The organism is Teredinibacter haidensis (assembly GCF_014211975.1).
Classification (GTDB): Bacteria; Pseudomonadota; Gammaproteobacteria; order Pseudomonadales; family Cellvibrionaceae; genus Teredinibacter; species Teredinibacter haidensis.
This window is the reverse complement of the sequence record NZ_CP060084.1, coordinates 128,993-147,251: the sequence shown is the minus strand read 5'-3', so window position 1 is coordinate 147,251 and position 18,259 is coordinate 128,993. Positions and strand designations below refer to the sequence as shown.

Sequence of the window (18,259 nt, the reverse complement as noted above, 5' to 3'; positions counted from 1 at the left end):
ATAAGCTTGAATAGCCGTAACCCAATATTTCGATATCAACACTGAATTCACTTTATCAGGTGCCCAATGACCATACGCGTCGCGATTAATCATAATACCTACTACACCTTTGACCGCCCGGTCACTCTGTCACCTCATGTTGTGAGATTACGTCCGGCTCCCCACAGCCGCACGCCTATTCGTGGTTATAGCCTGAAGGTAAAACCAGCCGACCATTTTATTAACTGGCAGCAGGATGCGTTTGGAAACTACCTGGCACGGTTGGTCTTCCCCAATCGCACCCGCGAATTTTCCATAGAAGTGGAAGTGCTGGCCGATATGACGGTTATCAATCCATTCGATTTCTTTCTGGAAGAATACGCCGAAGAGTGTCCGTTTGAATATGAAGATGATGTCAAACAGGAACTACAGCTGTACCTCGAAAAAAAGCCGGGCGGCCCACTATTTGAAAAATTGCTAAAAAGCGTTCCGCTCACAAAAACACGCACCAACGATTTCCTGGTCATGATTAACCAGTTAATCCAAGAGAAAATCAAATACCTTATTCGTATGGAACCCGGAGTACAAAGCCCGGAAGAAACATTGGAAAAAGGTAAAGGCTCGTGTCGGGACAGCGCCTGGCTGCTGGTTCAGCTGTTTCGCCACCTCGGCCTAGCCGCGCGCTTTGCCTCTGGTTATCTAGTGCAATTAAAAGCCGACGTAAAAGCGCTGGACGGCCCCTCTGGCACAGAGGAAGACTTTACCGATCTCCACGCCTGGTGCGAAGTTTATCTACCCGGAGCTGGCTGGGTAGGGCTTGATCCTACCTCCGGTCTATTTGCCAGCGAAGGTCATATTCCCCTTGCCTGCACCCCCAACCCCTCCTCAGCAGCCCCCATTTCCGGCTATACCGACAAATGCGAAGTAGAGTTTGAATTTGAAAACAACGTTAAACGAATCCTAGAAGACCCACGCGTAACCAAGCCCTACAGCGAAAGCCAGTGGCAAGAAGTTCTGGCCCAGGGCAAGGCCATCGACGCCGAACTAGACGCAAACGATGTACGCCTAACGATGGGTGGAGAGCCCACCTTCGTCTCCATCGACGATATGGAATCAGCGCAGTGGAACACCGGCGCACTCGGCAAAGAAAAGCTCAGCCTAGCCAAATCCTTATTGCTGCGCCTGCGCGATCATTTCGCACCAAAGGGCCTACTCCACTACGGCCAGGGTAAATGGTACCCCGGAGAAGAAGTTCCGCGCTGGGCGCTTGGCCTGTTCTGGCGCAAGGATGGCGAAACGCTTTGGCGCAACCCGAAATACCTGGCGCGTATCGACAAGCAATACGACCACGATGTAAAAACATCCCACCGCTTCGCCAAATACCTGTCGCGCATTCTGGGGCTCAATCCCGAGTATGCTCAAGCGGCCTATGAAGATGGTTTGCACTATCTGGCGCAGGCACAAAGTCTGCCGGCGAATATCGATTTACTAACCAGCAAAGTGATGAAAGATGATCTTGCCCGCAAGCGGCTTTCGCGCCTGCTGGAAAAAGGATTCGAAAGCCCCACCGGCTTTGTTCTGCCCATCGCCCTAAACCCGATAACCCAAGAGTGGCAAAGCAGCATCTGGGAAATGCGCCGCGAACGCATTGTACTGATTCCCGGCGACTCGCCCATGGGCCTGCGCTTACCTCTCGAATCCCTGCCCTGGACAGAAGAGCGTGAGCAGGACGTAGAACGCGACCCTTTTGAAGAGCGCTCCGCTCTCGAGAAGCGTGATGATATGCACTTCGAATCGATAGAGCAGGATCTACAAGTCGATTTCGATAAAGATACAAGCCATAAAACAACAAACAAAAAAACCAAGGTTAAAGAAACGCATGAAGTAGTGCGCACCGCCATGTGCCTGGAAGTTCGCGACAGCAAGCTACATATTTTTATGCCACCGCTAGAATTTCTGGAAGCTTACGTTAAATTAATCGCCGCCATCGAAACGATCGCGCAAATACTGGATATCCCCGTTGTTATCGAAGGCTACGAGCCACCACGAGATCCAAGAATACAAAAACTGCTGGTAACCCCCGACCCAGGCGTAATTGAGGTGAATATCCACCCCGCCAACAACTGGGACGAAATGGTCGCCACCACCACAGAACTCTACGAAGCCGCGCGCGAATCGCGCCTGGCCACCGAGAAATTCATGCTCGATGGTCGCCACACCGGCACTGGCGGAGGCAACCACATTACACTCGGCGGAGCCACTCCAGCCGACAGCCCTATTCTGCGTCGCCCCGACATATTGCGCAGCCTAGTAACCTACTGGCAGCACCACCCCAGCCTCAGCTACCTGTTTTCTGGCGCCTTTATCGGGCCAACCAGCCAGGCACCGCGCATGGACGAAGGCCGGGATGAAATGCTCTATGAAATGGAAGTCGCGTTCCGGCAGATGCCCGATGGTGAGGTGACCGAACCCTGGCTGGTAGACCGCCTGATGCGCAACCTACTTATCGACATCACCGGCAACACCCATCGCGCAGAATTCTGCATCGACAAACTCTACTCGCCGGATTCCGCCAGTGGCCGCCTGGGCATTCTCGAGTTTCGCGGCTTTGAAATGCCGCCCCACAGCCGCATGGCACTCGTGCAAATACTGCTTATTCGTTCACTATTGGCCCGCTTCTGGAAAGAGCCCTACAAAAAACCGCTGGTACGCTGGGGCACCCTGCTACACGACCGCTTTATGCTGCCCCACTACGTATGGGCCGATATCAAAGAGGTTGTGCAAGACCTGAACGACCACGGCTATCTCTTCCGTGAAGAATGGTTGCTACCCTTCGAAGAATTCCGCTTCCCTCACTACGGCCGCGTCGAAGTTAACGATATGGAAATCGAGATACGATGGGCAATCGAACCCTGGCACGTACTGGGCGAAGAAGTCGGCAGCTTTGGCACCGCACGTTATGTGGACTCCTCTGTAGAACGGGTACAGGTTCGCCTCAGCGGCCTTACCGATAACCGCCATGTTCTCGCCTGCAACGGACGCCGTGTTCCGCTTAACAGCACCGGTAAACAAGGTGAATATGTTGCCGGCATTCGCTACCGGGCCTGGCAGCCGCCTTCGGCATTGCACCCCACTATTGGCGTAAATACACCACTGGTTTTCGATTTAATTGATACCTGGAATGGCAAATCCGTTGGCGGCTGTACATATCATGTATCGCACCCCGGCGGGCGCAGTTACGACGCCTTCCCTGTCAATGCCTTTGAAGCAGAAAGCCGTCGAGTCAACCGCTTCGAACCCATGGGCCATACACCCGGGCCAGTAACGCCCAGGCCCGACACCGATGCCCTGCGCGAGTTCTTCCCCAATCAGCATCCGCCCGAGCCCATGGCACCGCCAGAGGAAGATCCACCCGGCGAATACCCCCACACACTGGATCTACGCTGTAAACCGCAGTGGGCAATGACCAAACCAGTATGGAATAAATAGCGCGATAGGCACCGGGGCAGTGATCAGGTATTCTCTCGCTCCCCAAAATTGCTATGCTTGAAAGCAGTTTTTACCGATCAATGAGAGAACCCAGTGTCTAAAGCCGTTAAATCTTCTAGCCAGTCGTCTGAACTGACCTACAGCCCCAGTACCCTGGGGGCTGATGAGGTCTATGGCACAGACAATAAACCCAAAGCTCACTGGACCTACCTCCTCGACAGCCTGAAAACCCTAGGGCCTGAAGCGCTAAGCGCGCGTCACGCAAAAGCCCAGCGCATTCTTCGTGATGATGGCGCCACCTACAATATCTACGGCGACGAAAACGCCCCCAGCCGCACCTGGGAGCTAGACCTAGTACCAACGCTAATCAGCAGCGAAGAGTGGGGGGTAATTGAATCCGGCCTGCTCGAACGCGCAGAGCTATTCAATGCCATGCTAAAAGATTTGTATGGCCCGCGAGAGCTGATCCGCCACGGCCTGATTCCACCAGAAGCCCTATTTGCCCACGGCGGTTTTTTGCGCGCCTGTCACGGCATTGAAATGCCCGGCGAGCACGAATTAATTCTGCACGCCGCAGACCTCGTGCGCGGCCCCACCGGTGAGATGTGTGTACTCACTGACCGCACCCAGGCACCCAGCGGCATGGGCTACGCACTGGAAAACCGCACCGTGATGTCACGCGTGCTACCTAGCCTATTTCGCGACAGTCAAGTTCATAGGCTCGCCGCATTTTTTCAGCGGCTGCGCCAAAAACTCACATCACTATCAGTCAATCACGACCAGCCACGTATAGCACTACTCACCCCGGGCGCCCACGACGAAGCCTATTTTGAGCACGCCTGCCTCGCCAACTACCTGGGTTTCCCCTTAGTACAAAGCGGCGACCTTGTGGTCCGCAACGGCTTTGTCTGGATGCGCTCGCTCGACGGGCTCAACCGGGTCGATGTCATCCTGCGCAGGGTCGACGACTGGTACTGCGACCCGGTAGAACTGCGCAGTGATTCCCAGCTGGGTGTGCCCAACCTGCTTGAAGTCGTTCGCGCTGGCCGCGTAGTAATCGCCAACCCCTTGGGTTCCGGCGTGCTAGAAAACCCGATACTGCTCAAATATCTGCCCGCCATTAGCAAAACACTGCTCGGGCGAGAGCCGCGCATGGCGTCAGTACCTACGTACTGGTGCGGTGACACAAAGGATTTCGAGTATGTGAATGCTAACTTACAAGAACTAGTCATCAAACCGGTATACCGGGGTTCTGGCGAAGCCAGCATCCGTATTGCCGATCTGGACGCGAAACAGCGCGAGCAATTCCTGGCAAAACTAAAAGCCCAGCCAGCACACTACGTCGCCCAGCCGACCCTGCTCGCAACACATCTGCCGACCTTTGAAGACGGCAGCTTGCAACCGCGCCCATCCATTATGCGCAGCTTTGCCGTCGCCTGTGACACGTCCTACACCCTCATGCCCGGCGGCCTTACCCGTGTCGGCGCAAGCGAAGGTGCATGCTTAATATCCAGCCAGATCGGCATCCAAAGCAAAGATACCTGGGTCATCGCCTCCGAACCCGAACGTACCATTAGCAGCGATATTAGCGTCGACGACGGACACCAACCCGGCGATACACAACAGGTTAGCCTACCCAGCCGAGTGGTAGAAAACCTATTCTGGATGGGACGATACGCCGAACGCGCCGAAGCCTCGCTACGCTTATTGCGCACCGTATTCATGAAACTCAACGCAGAAGAACCCATCTCCGCAGCAAGCCGTAAACACCTGCTCGAGACAGTCACCGGCGTCACCGCCACTCTGCCCGGCTTTAAAAACTGCCCGCCCGAAATGCTGGCCCACCCGGAAGAAGAGCTGCTGCTCGTAGTTAAAGATCCACTGCGGGCAGGCAGTGCTCACTCCAGCTTAAATGCCATGCTAAGCAGCGCCGATGAATCCAAAGAACAGTTTTCATCCGATACTTTGCGTGTCATTAACGATATTCGAGATACCTTAGACAACCTGGAAAGCGATCTGAGTGGCGGCGTGGGCTCGGCCCCGGAAGAGGCACTCGACCCACTAGTAACAGCGCTAATGGCCCTCGCAGGCCTAGCGCAGGAAAGCATGGTACGCGGCATTGGCTGGCAATTTATGGAAATGGGCCGCCGTATCGAACGGGCAGCACAAACCGTTTGTATTATGGAACACCTACTGCTGCCGGTACTGCCGGAAAACGAGCAGACAACCTTAATGGAAAGCCTACTGCTATCAGTCGAAGCACTGATCAGTTATCGCCGCCGCTACCGCACGCGCATGAGCGTTAGCCGAACACTAGAACTGGTGATGATGGACACCTCCAATCCGCGCTCCCTGCTGTTCCAGTTCGACCAACTGAAAAACCAAATCGCCACCCTGCAGCGGCCGCGAACAAGTATTGAACTCAGCGCAGAAGAACGCACGGTACTCTCGGGAGAAACGGCAATACGCCTGTCACTCATAAACGAGCTGTCGAGTATTGAAGACAACAAACGCCCGCACATGCGAGCACTTTTACGCAACCTGAAACAAGTGCTTTCCATTCTCAGCAACGATATCAGTGATAAATACTTCGATCACCGCGTGGGACCACAGCAATTAGTACGTAGCAACTGGGATTAATATGAAATACCGCATTCGCCATATCACCGAATACCAGTACGCCGACCGGGTATCCCACTGCTACAACCTCGCGCACATCGTACCGCGTACCAGCCTTCGCCAGACTTGCGAACGCAGCCAGATAAACGTCGCGCCACACCCGGCATTCACCTCGCGCCGTGAAGACTATTTCGGCAACCAGGCCTTTCATTTTGAAATCCAGCGCCCGCACGACAAACTCACCATTACCAGCGAAAGCGATGTGGAAGTATTTGCGCAACGTGGCGCGCTGAATCTGGATTTCGGCATCAGCTGCCGCGAAGCACGCCAGTTACTGCTTGATTCGAAAGATGAAGAAACACTACTCGCGCGCGAATTTGTACTCGACTCGCCCATGGTAAAAGCCAACCAAGCCTTGCTGGAATATGCTAAGCCCAGCTTCGCCGATGAACGGCCCCTGCTGTCTGCCGTAGCGAGCCTCACCAAACGTATCTTCGACGAATTCACCTACAGCCCGGAAGCCACCACCATAGCCACACCACTGACCGAAGTCCTAGCCACAAAAAAAGGCGTCTGTCAGGACTTCGCCCATCTACAGATCGGCTGCCTGCGCGCGCTCGGCATTCCGGCCAAATACGTCTCCGGCTATATCGAAACCCTACCGCCACCCGGACAGGAAAAAATGGTCGGGTCCGACGCATCCCACGCCTGGGTTTCTGTATATTCCCCGCTTGAAGGCTGGCTTGAGTTCGACCCAACCAACAACCAAATCTGCAGCGACCAGCATATAATCACCGCATGGGGACGAGATTACTTCGATGTAACACCCCTTAAAGGCGTCATTTTTGGCGGCGGTAAAAAACCGATACTGAGTGTATCGGTAGACGTAGCGCGGCTAGGGTAAACCTACTGGCACAAAGAAAAAAACAGCAACATCACTACTGTCCCATAAAACCCAAAAACAAAAGTTCGTAACACTTCAGATAGTGAGAACCCTTCTTGTAAGGGGCGCTGTTTTCTATGGAGCGTTTGCAGGGCGGGAGTTTTTGTTGAGGTGGCACCGCAGGCGGTGTATTTGCATGCGGTGCCGGTGAGCGATTTCAGCATGAGCTACGGGCCTTAGTGGACGGCGGGGCTCAATGCTGTTTTCGCATTAGCGGTTTTACTGATTGCAGTAGAACGAGTAGCAATAGCTGTCGGTGGTGGTGGTGTAATAGCCAGTTGTTCCGCAGGCGCTGGCGGCTTGCTGGGCGGCACCAACAACGCTAGAGCTGCACCCATATGCGACGCGCTGAGGTGTAGGCGCAGGTGTGGGGGTTGGTGTTGATGGGCCGCTATTACATACAAATTTGTAGCAGCCGCCGCCGACACTATAAGACGACGATCCACACGAGCCACATTGGGTGCTGGCATATTGTGCGGCTCCCACTACACTCGAGCTACATGCGGTGGTGACGGTGTCGCCACATTCGAAGGCTAAGGCAAAGCTCGCGCTTGCGAAAAGCAAAGCACTGATAAGGGTTTTCGATAGTAATTTAGTTAACGTCATAACATTTCTCCTTGATTATTTTTTTAGTACTCGCGAATACCGAGCGTTAAAAAATATACAGGGATAGGTGCAGATTATTTTCAGGCTTATCACAGTTTGACACTTAGACGAAACAAAATGGCGCCTAAGGAAGCTTTTGGCACGGATGTAACCGTAATCATTTGGAGGCTCTTTAAGGTAATGCTTAGTCTTGAGCGCCCATTTTTAACGCTGAGCTGGCAACGCAGAGTGTTTTTCGGCAGCGTTCGAGCGTGTGATAAGGGAGTGTAATGTGTTAACTAATGGGGGGGAGTGAAGAGCTTGTGTTTCCATCAAGCTGCCTGGCAGGCTTGGGGATTCTCGCATGCGTTTATTTCGGTGGCCGCTTGGGTTTTTTCTGGCCCGCGGATGCATAGCCCCGTTCAATTTATGAGGCAGCGGTGCAGCAACAAATAACCTATCGCCACATCCAAAACGCGATTATTCATTATAAAAGTGACAGGCACTTCCGCCCCATCTACAAAACTTTTTAAGCAACAACTTTAACGCTAAAATTTTATTCCCTCACCCACTACCTCGCTACCGTTTAATACTCTATCACCGATAACAAGACCTGCCCCAAGCCCATAAATATTTGTAATTTATTCCCAACAACAATCACTCTACTGAATAATCAGACAACATATTTTTTACTGGCATTTGTTTCATTCCTGTAGAGTCAAAACGTATTTCGAGGAATCTGTTTCGGTTGACACCCTTACGTATCGCTGAGAAACTTAATAAAAGTGTGACCATCAAAGCGGTTACGTTTAATAATAATTATGTTTTTCCAGCTTAGATTTTTTTGGCGCCTCAACTCGCACCACCATTCTCAACACTTAGAATATTGACTTACTTCGACACGCTACGTGTCAGCCATCTTCGTTTGCAATTTAGTTTTTACCTAACTCACTACTTACTCCTTGCGGGAGCAATCTAATGAATCTAAAAATAGGTTTAGCTTTATTCCTTCCTTTAATGACATTCAATATAACGTCCTATGCTGAAACAGCCTGTTCCGTAGAAGCGCATGCGTGGAACAATGGCTATATTGCCAATGTGACTCTTACCAATAACGGTGATTCCGCTATTAGTCACTGGACCGTTGCCTTGCATTTTAATCAGGAACCCATTATCAATAATGCATGGGGCATAGAATTTTCGACGACAGGCAACACCATGGAGGCAACGAACGCGACATGGAATGGTGCATTAAATACCGGCCAAAGCGCATCATTCGGATTCGTAGGGGCCCACGACGGCGATTTCCAAACACCGGTCTGCTATACAAATCCACATGAAGGCGCATTGGTGGCCTACTTAAAGCAAGGTGTGTTAAACCATATTGACGCTCGAAGTGGGTCTTACAGCTCCAGCTCATCTAGCTCCAGCTCATCCAACGCCAGCTCATCTAGCTCTGCAGCCTCTTCCAGCTCCAGCACGGCAAGCAGTCGCGACTCGGCTGCGAATGACATTACCAATGCTCAGGAGGAAGGCGTTGATGAAGCCGATATTATCGAATCCGACGGGACTCACCTCTTTGTCGTCAGAGCCATTATTCCGAACGCTTCAACCAGCTCTAGCTCCAACTCCAACTCTTCGACCTCCTCCAGCTCATCCGGTATCAACACAAGCTTTATAAAGCGTGACGTCTCTATTAGAGCCTATATTACCGATTCTGATAACGCATCGGCCGAAGTAGTCGGCTCACTCGAACAGCCACAAGAATATGACATACTACGTATCTCCGGCGCTTACCTGCGGCAAACTGACGAGGGTAACCGCCTAGCGGTAATCGGCAATGCCAGCAATACCCACGCTATTTCTGGATCATACGGCAGCTACGGCTATTACCCCTATTACCCTTATTACCAAATATCCAATGCTGTCACAATTTTCATTGTAGATGTCGATACGCCTAGCGATATGCAAATCGTTGAGAAGCTTCGATTCGACGGCGCACTGGTCTCCAGTCGTCGCATCGGCAATAGCCTGTATGTCGCCATGCGCTATAGCCCCAACCTGACCCGCTTGGGCTTTAACCCCAACGCTGTGGTCTCTGGAACGGAAGAAGAAGATATCGAACGCGTTAATGTCTCCTCACTGGATGAGCTATTACCCCATATGTACGATGAAAGTGGTGCCAGTGTACCGCTGCTCTCTGCCAATGATTGCGCTACACCAGAATGGCCGGAAGAGCCAAATACCTACGCGGGTTCTTTAGTAGTTCTTACTCGAATCAACCTGGACGATACCAGCCAAATTGATTCCGTTTGTTTGCCCGCCTCCGCGTCGGATATCTACGGCTCACAAAACGCGATTTACGCTTTTGGTTATGGCTACAGCAACGGTATGAAAATTTATAAGTTTTCCATAGGCGAGAACATGGCATACCGTGGCAGCATACGTTTGCAAGGCTCTATTCCCTGTGACCCCGCCCCGTATTGCTTCGGCGAAAAAGATGACGTACTGCGTTTGCTGTATTCAGCTCAAGATACAAGCACAACAACGCCTTACAGGTTGGTTCTAATTAAGGAGTCCGAACTAAACGATAGCAGCCTGGAAGTAATCGCAACGCTGCCCAACGAAGCGCGCCCCGACGCCATAGGCAAACCGGGTGAGCGCATCTATTCCATGCGCAGTTTTGGCGATCACGCCTACATCGTAACCTTTGCGAAAGTTGACCCTCTTTATGCAATCGACCTTTCAGATCCGCTTGATCCGTATATAGCCGGTGACATAGAAGCGACCGGTTTCTCTGAATACCTGCACCCCGTTGGCGAAAACCTGCTAATTGGCGTAGGTAAAGATGCGGTATACGATGAAGAGCGGGAAATGACGTGGTATCAGGGTGTTAAAGTGGAGCTGTTTGATATCTCAGAGCCAACAATACTGAGAAGCTTGGGTAGCGAAATTATCGGTAAGCGCGGCTCGCAAACAACAGTCAATACGGACCCGCGTGCGTTCACTTTTCGTAACGATGAATACGGAATGCGGTTTGCCTTGCCCATCCGAATGCATAATCGACTACCCGAGACTGGCGACGCCAGCCTATTAAATCAATGGTATAACTGGGAACACACCGGCCTGTACGTCTATCAAATAGAAACCAACGCGCAAGCCGAAGCCGAGTTATCTCGTTTAGGCGTGTTAATTGCGGAACAATATAATGAAGACAGCAACAGCTCCGTAGGTAGTATAACCAATGACAGAGGCGTACTAGACGCCGCTGCCGCCTACTATTTACACCGTTTCGAAATGCATTCAGCGCTAATTGAAAACCTCGAGCAACCGTAACCTTACCGGTACACCCTAAAAGCAAAGGGCAACATAACGTTGCCCTTTTTTCTAAATCTTAGCTAAGAATAGGGATGAATTACCTTCCCTAATGAAAAATGCCGATGCGGCGTATAAAAATATTGCTGTTTACGAATACAAGACAAGTTCAGATGTTCAAAATAAATTTTAAAATAATAAAAACAGGTGTTTGAAGCCTTAGTATTAAGCCTGAAGCGCGATAAGAATTTGTGAAGGTGATTATAGTAGGTGCAAGTGCATAACAACGTTATCAACTTCGCACCTACGGTACCAGGCGCAGCAAAGCTGCGCTGGTAATTGAGCGTTTAGCCCGCGCTAATCGAAACCAACAATATTATTAATGCTTTCGATCTCTTCGGCACTAAAGGAGAGATTATTAAGGCTCGCGGCAGAATCTTTCAATTGCGCCGAACTACTGGCACCAACAATACAGCTACTGACGGCAGGGCAATTCAGAATCCAGGCCAGAGACATTTGCGCAAGGCTTTGGTCTCGCTTTTGTGCCAGCGCATTCAACTGTCTAATTTTTTCCAGTTTTTCATCGGTAATATCGGAGGAATTAAAATGCACAATCTCCGATTTATTTGCCCGTGAATCACTCGGAATGCCATCAAGATATTTATTCGTAAGCAAACCCTGAGCAAGCGGCGAGAACGTGACGGCACCAATGCCCTCGGAAATTAAAACATCGGTAAGACCCTGTTCAATTTGTCGATCGAATAAATTGTATCGCGGTTGATGCACAAGCAAAGGAGTGCCAAGCTCTTTCAAAATGGCAATCGCCTTCAACGTTTGCTCGGGCGAGTAATTCGATATTCCCACATACAGAGCGCGCCCCGATCGAACAATAAAATCCAGCGCAGACATAGATTCTTCAAGCGGTGTATCGGGGTCCATATTATGGTGATAGTAAATATCGAAATAATCCAGCCCGGTACGTTTCAAGCTTTGGTCACAGCTCGACACCAAATATTTTCGCGAACCGCCTATCCCATACGGCCCCGGCCACATGTCGTAACCGGCTTTACTCGAAATAATCAACTCATCTCTATAAGGCGTAAAATCTTGCTTAAAAATATGGCCAAAAGTATCTTCTGCCGCCCCATAGGGAGGGCCATAGTTGTTTGCGAGATCAAAGTGAGTAATCCCCAAATCAAAAGCTGTTCTCAAAATATCGCGGGATACACTTTCCGGGCTAGTCGCACCAAAATTTTGCCATAACCCTAACGATAACTTAGGGAGAAGAATGCCACTGTTGCCGCAGCGCTGATAACTCATATTGTCATAGCGTTGTGGATCTGCGAGATACAAGGGGTTGGTTTCGTGTTTAATCATGGATGGCCTGCTAAATAGGTATCACTAAATATGCATGTCTATACATATCGTATGTTTTATATATAACTCTAAATAAACTATTAAAGTCACTAAAGGGCTGCTAACCCCCTCTTCAACGCTCAAGTGCCCCGGCAGAACCGAATGAACACCTATAAACGAAAGAAACAATGGCCCACCAAAGTATTGGCTGGGCAAAGCGTGTGCTCTGAAAGCTAATCACCACTATATAGTAGAGCAAGTTAGGTTAAGGAAACTCTGATCAAGTCAAAATATGCCCAGGCTCAACAAAAGCCTCCCTGGCTTGCTCAAAACACAGTCCAATACCGCCTAATTTTTCACCAACGGCTATTGCCAGCGAGCCCTGCGAACACCCATAATTAGAGTGACGAAAAGAGGTACGAAAAAGCATCACACTCTTCCGCACTTTAGCGCAAAAGTCAGCTACGCAATTTCTCGATAAGTGCAAGGGTTTCTGCGTTGTAATCGACTTGAACATGACTAAGTAAATCTTCAAACAGGTCTGCCTCCACGGTTCTTAGAAGTTCATTACTGTAGGGGTTTTTTCGATCCGGGTAGTGGAGAGACACAAGGCTTAAATTTAGGCGCAAGGTGTATTCGCGCCCCAGGGAGAAAAAACCGATAGTCGCCGGGTTATCCGACCCCTCTACCACGTCTACTTTAACTTGAAAACCATCCAATACTTCACGCGCTATAGGCTTGAAAAAAAAGTTATTTTCCTGTGTCGGCCAGTAGGGGCGCGGATCCGTTTTAATATCGGCATAGTCATCGTAGATTTCATGCATAAAACGTTGCGGAAAACTGGACGCATTAAGACTAAAAAGCGCTTCTGTTTCCGCTTTACCGTGCTTCAGAACGGATACTTCGAAAAAGACATAAGCAATATTGTCGTGCGTTATATCATCCTCATATTTCCAGTCCTGAGTTACCAACGTTAAATCGCAGCGCCCTTCGTCGCCAAAACTCACCCAATCTTGCATATCCGCGTTTCGAAAATCTTTTTGTGCAATCACACTATCTATGGTGCGATCATTATGGTGTATTTTTGGAATGCGCAGAGTTACTTCAGCTTCATCGAAAACAAAGTTTAGGATATCGCCATCACTAAACGTCGGGCCGACAATAAATTCTGGGAAATTCATCATACCCCCTTATAGGCACCGCGCAGGGCATCGACAAACGTTTGCCCGCCGCCCCGCAACGTTGCTGGCTGGTTAACAATGGCTTTGGCCGAAGAGATTTCCCCCAACGCGGCAACGCGCTCGGTTAAATAGCGGCGGGTGATTTTTTCGTAGCCAGGCTGCACGGGCAAATTTTCCTGTTGGTTTAAACTAGCTTAGTTCCTATCCTCAACGCAATTTCTCGATTAGCGCAAGGGTTTCTGCGTTGTAATCGACTTGAACATGACTAAGTAAATCTTCAAACAGGTCTTCTTCCACCGTTCTTAGAAGTTCATTACTGTAGGGGTTTTTTCGATCTGGGTAGTGGAGAGACATAAGGCGTAAATTCAGACGTAAGGTGTATTCGCGCCCCAGGGAGAAAAAGCCGATAGTCGCCGGGTTATCCGACCCCTCTACCACGTCCGCTTTAAGCTGAAATCCATCCAATATCTCGCGTGCTATAGGTTTGAAAAAGAAGTTATTTTCCTGCGTCGGCCAGTAGGGTCGCGGGTCCGTTTTAATATCCGGGTTCTCATCATGAATTTCACGTATAAAACGTTGCTGAAAGCTGGACGCATTAAGACTATAGGATGATTCCGTCTCCGCTTTACCGTGCTTCAGAACGGATACTTCGAAAAAGACATAAGCAATATTGTCGTGCGTTATATCATCCTCATATTTCCAGTCCTGAGTTACCAACGTTAAATCGCAGCGCCCTTCGTCGCCAAAACTCACCCAATCTTGCATATCCGCGTTTCGAAAATCTTTTTGTGCAATCACACTATCTATAGTGCGGTCGTTGTGATGGATTTTTGGAATGCGCAGCGTTACGTCTGCGTCATCGAAAACAAAACTAAGAATATCCCCTTCGCTAAAGGTAGGGCCGACAATAAATTCTGGGAAATTCATCATAGCCCCTTATAGGCACCACGCAGGGCATCGACAAACGTTTGCCCACCGCCCCGCAACGTTGCTGGCTGGTTAACAATGGCTTTGGCCGAAGAGATTTCCCCCAACGCGGCAACGCGCTCGGTTAAATAGCGGCGGGTGATTTTTTCGTAGCCGGGTTGCACCGGCAACTTGCCCAGCTGATTTAAAAGATCTTGTTTCTGGCTGGCAATCGTTAACAATGCTGCACGATCACCGGTGTAGCGAATCATTTCGCCATTCAGCTGCGCCTTACGCTGCCCCAGTTTTTGCAGCAGCCCCGCTAATTGCCCCTTGGCGTTGATAAATTTAAAGCTATGGCTGGTTAAGTCGCCGGCAACACCATCCAAAGCGTGAGAGAGCAGTGCCGCACCTTCGCCTTCCACCAGCCAGGTTAATTTGCGCTTCTGGTTTTCGCGCACCAGCCCCTGCAAATCATCAATCAGTTTTTGGGTGGATTTTTGGAGCCGGCTGGCCTTCCAATGGCGCAAGTCACTGGCAACGGACATAGGGCTGAAAAATAACGCTGGGTTAGTATTGTCCGTGTACGCCAACGCATTTTTTCTGGCCGCGAGAACAGTATCGCTAGCTCCGCTAACAAAAACACTACGGCCGTCAAGGTTCCTATTGCTGGATTCCTGCATTTTCGCCGAAATACCAGACCGCATTAAATCGTATAATCCACCGGTTTCCCCCCCGCCTTCCTGAATCACCTGTACTTCAGAAATATAGACGGTTTGGTATTTATCCCCCGGTCGCTGATCTATGTGATAAAACACTTGAACATTTTTGGTCGTCAAGCGCTTCTCCGTCACCATGTCCTGCTGACGCGAAAAGGCCACAAGATTGCGACGAACGCTATTCAGCCGTGCTTTGTGGGCGGCAGAATCTTTGGCCACGTCACGTGGGCCCATGGCCGCAGTGGGGCGGGTTTCGAGCGGTTGCTTAGCGCGCAGGCTTTCAATATCGCGAATCACCGTTTGGCCTTCATAGGTTTCGGTATTGACCGCACAAAAGAAATCGATGAATAGATTGGTTTGAATTTTAATCGGTCGGCCAGATTGGCCTTGGGTATTCGAAGAGAAGTAAATATAGCCACCGGCATCCGTGACGTGTCTTGGCGAGTTTGTCATTATGCGTTCCTTCTATTTGATCTAATGGTAGAGCCACCTTGTGCCGCGCCCTGCCCTGGCGGCCACCGGCCCTGATTTCACCACCCCATGCTAAAGGTCGTGCTCTACAATGCGGCTAAGAATTATAAACGCCCACTTTACGTGGGCATAGCGTAGAAAGTTGACACGCTCGTCATTTATTCAATACACCCCCCCGCTAACAGCCGCTGTCGAAGTATAAAAAGCATAAACCACCTATTTACCTCAGACCAAACACCACGATCATAACTATCCTGCAAACACTTAATTGATAATGCGAGTGTTTAAATGAACGTTTTCTAATTCATCTACCCCCATCTACCCCCTTCACCATCGAAAAAGCGACTCGCCTTCATCTGAAAGAAGGCAATCTCATCGCAAAGGCCAATGCACAAACTAGCCGTCTTACATTTCACCCATCACCCTCCCCAACCGCTCCACAGCCAAGCCAATATCATCCAAACCCAGATGACTAAAATTAAGCCGCAAGGCCTGTTGCACCAATTCTGGCTGATGATAAAACACCGGGCTGGGCACCACCGCAACGCCGTGCTCCAAACAGCGCGCCGCCACTTGCATGGCATCGAGTTTGTGTAATTTAAACCACAAAAACATCCCACCTTGCACCGGCTGATAAATCCCGAAAGGCCATAAAACCCTATCCACTTCCTCACACAATTTTCGATAACGCTCGCCATAACTTTCACACAGGGTTTGACGATGCAAGCCGTAGCCTGCATCACTTAACACCTGCAACAAAATAAACTGGCTGGGCAGATTGCTGTGCAGATCGACAGCCTGTTTGATGCGCATTAAGGGTTGTAACAATTTCGCCGGGCCGGTGATGCTGGCGAGGCGTAAGCCGGGCATGGTGGTTTTCGAGAAGGAGCGCAACACAATGGAATGGTCCGGGCAAAAACGTGAAACCAACGGGTGGTTTTCTCCCGTGAATCGAATATCGCGATAGGGTGCGTCTTCCAATAAGAGTATGTCGTAGCGGGTGCACAAGGTAGCCACCTGTTCACGCACGGCTCGCGACCAGCTGCAACCCGTTGGGTTATGAAAATCCGGTACGGCATAGAACAGTTTGCATTTGCCACGTTTAAACAAAGCTTCAAGCTGTTCCAGGTCTGGCCCATCGGCCAGTTGAAGTACACCATAAAGGCTGGCCTCGGTAAGTGAAAAAGCCTGTATTGCCCCGAGATAACTGGGCGCTTCCATCGCAACCCCATCACCTTTGGCTAAAAAACCTCGAGCCACAAGATCAATCCCTTGCTGAGAACCCGTCGTAATCATAAGTTCGTGGTTGCTGGGCAATTGGCAATGCGTTTTAAGGTAGTCCACCAATGGCGGGTAGCCTTGGGTTAAACCATACTGGAACAGGCTCGCATGGCTGCGAATGTTGTCACCTAATTGCGTGAGCGTTCGCGTCAATACCTCGTAAGGGAACAAGGCTTCGTTGGGCAAACCTCCGGCGAGCGAAAGGCAGTTGGGCGCGGTGGCGGCCTGTAATATCTCGCGAATATAGGATGAAGGGAGTCGTTCTATGTGCTGGCTTGGCTGCATGGTAATCGCCATCTCTGAATAAAAGTTTGGCAACAGTATAGCGAGCTTGGGATTAAGCCATTTGTCCTTACCGCGCAACCTATTTGTTCATTTATGCTAATCTAGTTATCCATTTGTGCTATTTCCGTTCAAAATACAACCTATGTCAACCAACAACCTCTCACGCATCAACGATGTCCTCTACGAGATTCATCGCGATATTGCCGCCAAACTCTCGGCAAAACATCTGGCGCGTGTGGCCGCCTTTTCTGAGCAGCATTTTCATCGGGTATTTGCGGCGCAGGTGGGTGAATCGGTGCACCGCTATATTGCCCGCATTCGGCTCGAACAAGCAGCCAACCAACTGATGTTTGATCAAAGCTCGAAGGTGATTGATATCGCGCTCAAATGTGGCTACAAATCGCTATCTACCTTTACTCGCACATTTAAAGCGCACATGGGAATGTCGCCCGGCGAATGGCGCAAACACCACGCCACCTCAACCAAGCCAGATTTTATGCAAGTTCCGGAAATCGCCGACGGTTTCAATCGCATTGCACACACCCCTTTGCCACGCCCAGCAATAATCGAAACCAACCCCAAACGGGTAGCCTATATACGGCACCAAGGTTATAACAGGGGTATTCAACAAACCTGGCAAACAATGTTGTTGTGGGCCTATGAACATCAATTTAACGGTGACAACCAGTTCGCCTTACTGCATTCAAACCCTGCGCTGATACCGCTGGAACACTGCCGCTATGTCGCCTGCATTGAAATAGACAAACCTTTGCTTAAACGCAGCAAAGTCAACAGCCTAATTATTCCCGGAGGGCTTCACGCGCGCTTTCATCTCACCGGCATTTATGGCGAGTTTATTCCGTATTTAAGCCGCATTATGACGGAGTGGGCACCCACCTCGGGGTTTAAGCTGAAAACCACCCCCGCTTGGGTTGAATATAAGATGAATCAGTTTATGGATGAAAACGGTAGGTTCGATGTGTTTTTGTTTTTACCCGTTTCGTTTTACTAAAATAGAACTGAAAAATAACCGGCAGGCATTTCTACCCTAGCAAGGGCGTGCGCCTGAACGTTATAAAACGCCTAACCGGACAGACGCATCCAACCGGCTTTGCGACTAATACCACACC

At 50.3% G+C, this 18,259-nt stretch carries 12 protein-coding genes; 5 read left to right on the top strand and 7 right to left on the bottom strand.

Features of this window, described 5'->3' with window-relative positions; all coding sequences use genetic code 11:
- The first annotated feature begins 66 nt into the window (after positions 1 to 66).
- The 3 genes from H5715_RS00575 (at position 67) to H5715_RS00565 (ending at position 6,991) form a co-directional block, all read left to right on the top strand.
- Positions 67 to 3,468, top strand: coding sequence for a transglutaminase family protein (locus H5715_RS00575; protein ID WP_075186072.1), 3,402 nt, complete (start codon positions 67 to 69; stop codon positions 3,466 to 3,468).
- Between the two features lie 93 nt (positions 3,469 to 3,561).
- Positions 3,562 to 6,108: a circularly permuted type 2 ATP-grasp protein gene (locus tag H5715_RS00570; RefSeq protein WP_075186073.1), complete on the top strand. Its 2,547-nt coding sequence runs from the start codon at positions 3,562 to 3,564 to the stop codon at positions 6,106 to 6,108.
- A gap of 1 nt (position 6,109) precedes the next feature.
- Positions 6,110 to 6,991, top strand: coding sequence for a transglutaminase family protein (locus H5715_RS00565; RefSeq protein WP_075186074.1), 882 nt, complete (start codon positions 6,110 to 6,112; stop codon positions 6,989 to 6,991).
- A gap of 258 nt (positions 6,992 to 7,249) precedes the next feature.
- Here the strand turns inward: H5715_RS00565 and H5715_RS00560 are convergent, their stop codons facing one another.
- Positions 7,250 to 7,636: a hypothetical protein gene (locus tag H5715_RS00560; RefSeq protein ID WP_075186075.1), complete on the bottom strand. Its 387-nt coding sequence runs from the start codon at positions 7,634 to 7,636 to the stop codon at positions 7,250 to 7,252.
- Between the two features lie 957 nt (positions 7,637 to 8,593).
- On the opposite strand from H5715_RS00560, the gene H5715_RS00555 reads away from it, so the two are divergent.
- Positions 8,594 to 10,951 carry a beta-propeller domain-containing protein gene (locus tag H5715_RS00555; protein WP_075186076.1) on the top strand — a complete coding sequence of 786 codons (2,358 nt, stop codon included), beginning with the start codon at positions 8,594 to 8,596 and terminating at the stop codon, positions 10,949 to 10,951.
- 336 nt (positions 10,952 to 11,287) lie between these two features.
- Here H5715_RS00555 and H5715_RS00550 read toward each other — a convergent pair whose 3' ends face one another.
- The 6 genes from H5715_RS00550 to H5715_RS00525 form a co-directional block, all read right to left on the bottom strand.
- Complete coding sequence (locus H5715_RS00550; protein WP_075186077.1) at positions 11,288 to 12,307, bottom strand: aldo/keto reductase; 1,020 nt, start codon at positions 12,305 to 12,307, stop codon at positions 11,288 to 11,290.
- A gap of 437 nt (positions 12,308 to 12,744) precedes the next feature.
- Positions 12,745 to 13,470, bottom strand: coding sequence for a hypothetical protein (locus H5715_RS00545; protein WP_139309794.1), 726 nt, complete (start codon positions 13,468 to 13,470; stop codon positions 12,745 to 12,747).
- Positions 13,467 to 13,631 carry a hypothetical protein gene (locus H5715_RS00540; RefSeq protein WP_185906577.1) on the bottom strand — a complete coding sequence of 55 codons (165 nt, stop codon included), beginning with the start codon at positions 13,629 to 13,631 and terminating at the stop codon, positions 13,467 to 13,469. The genes H5715_RS00545 and H5715_RS00540 overlap by 4 nt, the downstream gene beginning before the upstream one ends.
- A 43-nt stretch (positions 13,632 to 13,674) precedes the next feature.
- The gene (locus tag H5715_RS00535) at positions 13,675 to 14,397 is read right to left on the bottom strand and encodes a hypothetical protein (RefSeq protein WP_139309795.1); all 723 of its coding nucleotides are present in this window, start codon (positions 14,395 to 14,397) and stop codon (positions 13,675 to 13,677) included.
- Complete coding sequence (locus tag H5715_RS00530) at positions 14,394 to 15,545, bottom strand: hypothetical protein (protein WP_075186080.1); 1,152 nt, start codon at positions 15,543 to 15,545, stop codon at positions 14,394 to 14,396. Before H5715_RS00530 ends, H5715_RS00535 begins: the two co-directional genes overlap by 4 nt.
- A gap of 423 nt (positions 15,546 to 15,968) precedes the next feature.
- Positions 15,969 to 17,129, bottom strand: coding sequence for an aminotransferase-like domain-containing protein (locus tag H5715_RS00525; RefSeq protein WP_075186081.1), 1,161 nt, complete (start codon positions 17,127 to 17,129; stop codon positions 15,969 to 15,971).
- Positions 17,130 to 17,271: 142 nt separating this feature from the next.
- Between H5715_RS00525 and H5715_RS00520 the strand changes: the two genes are divergently transcribed.
- Positions 17,272 to 18,141 (top strand): AraC family transcriptional regulator, encoded by an 870-nt coding sequence (locus H5715_RS00520; protein ID WP_075186082.1) that lies wholly within the window; start codon positions 17,272 to 17,274, stop codon positions 18,139 to 18,141.
- The last annotated feature ends 118 nt before the right edge of the window (positions 18,142 to 18,259 follow it).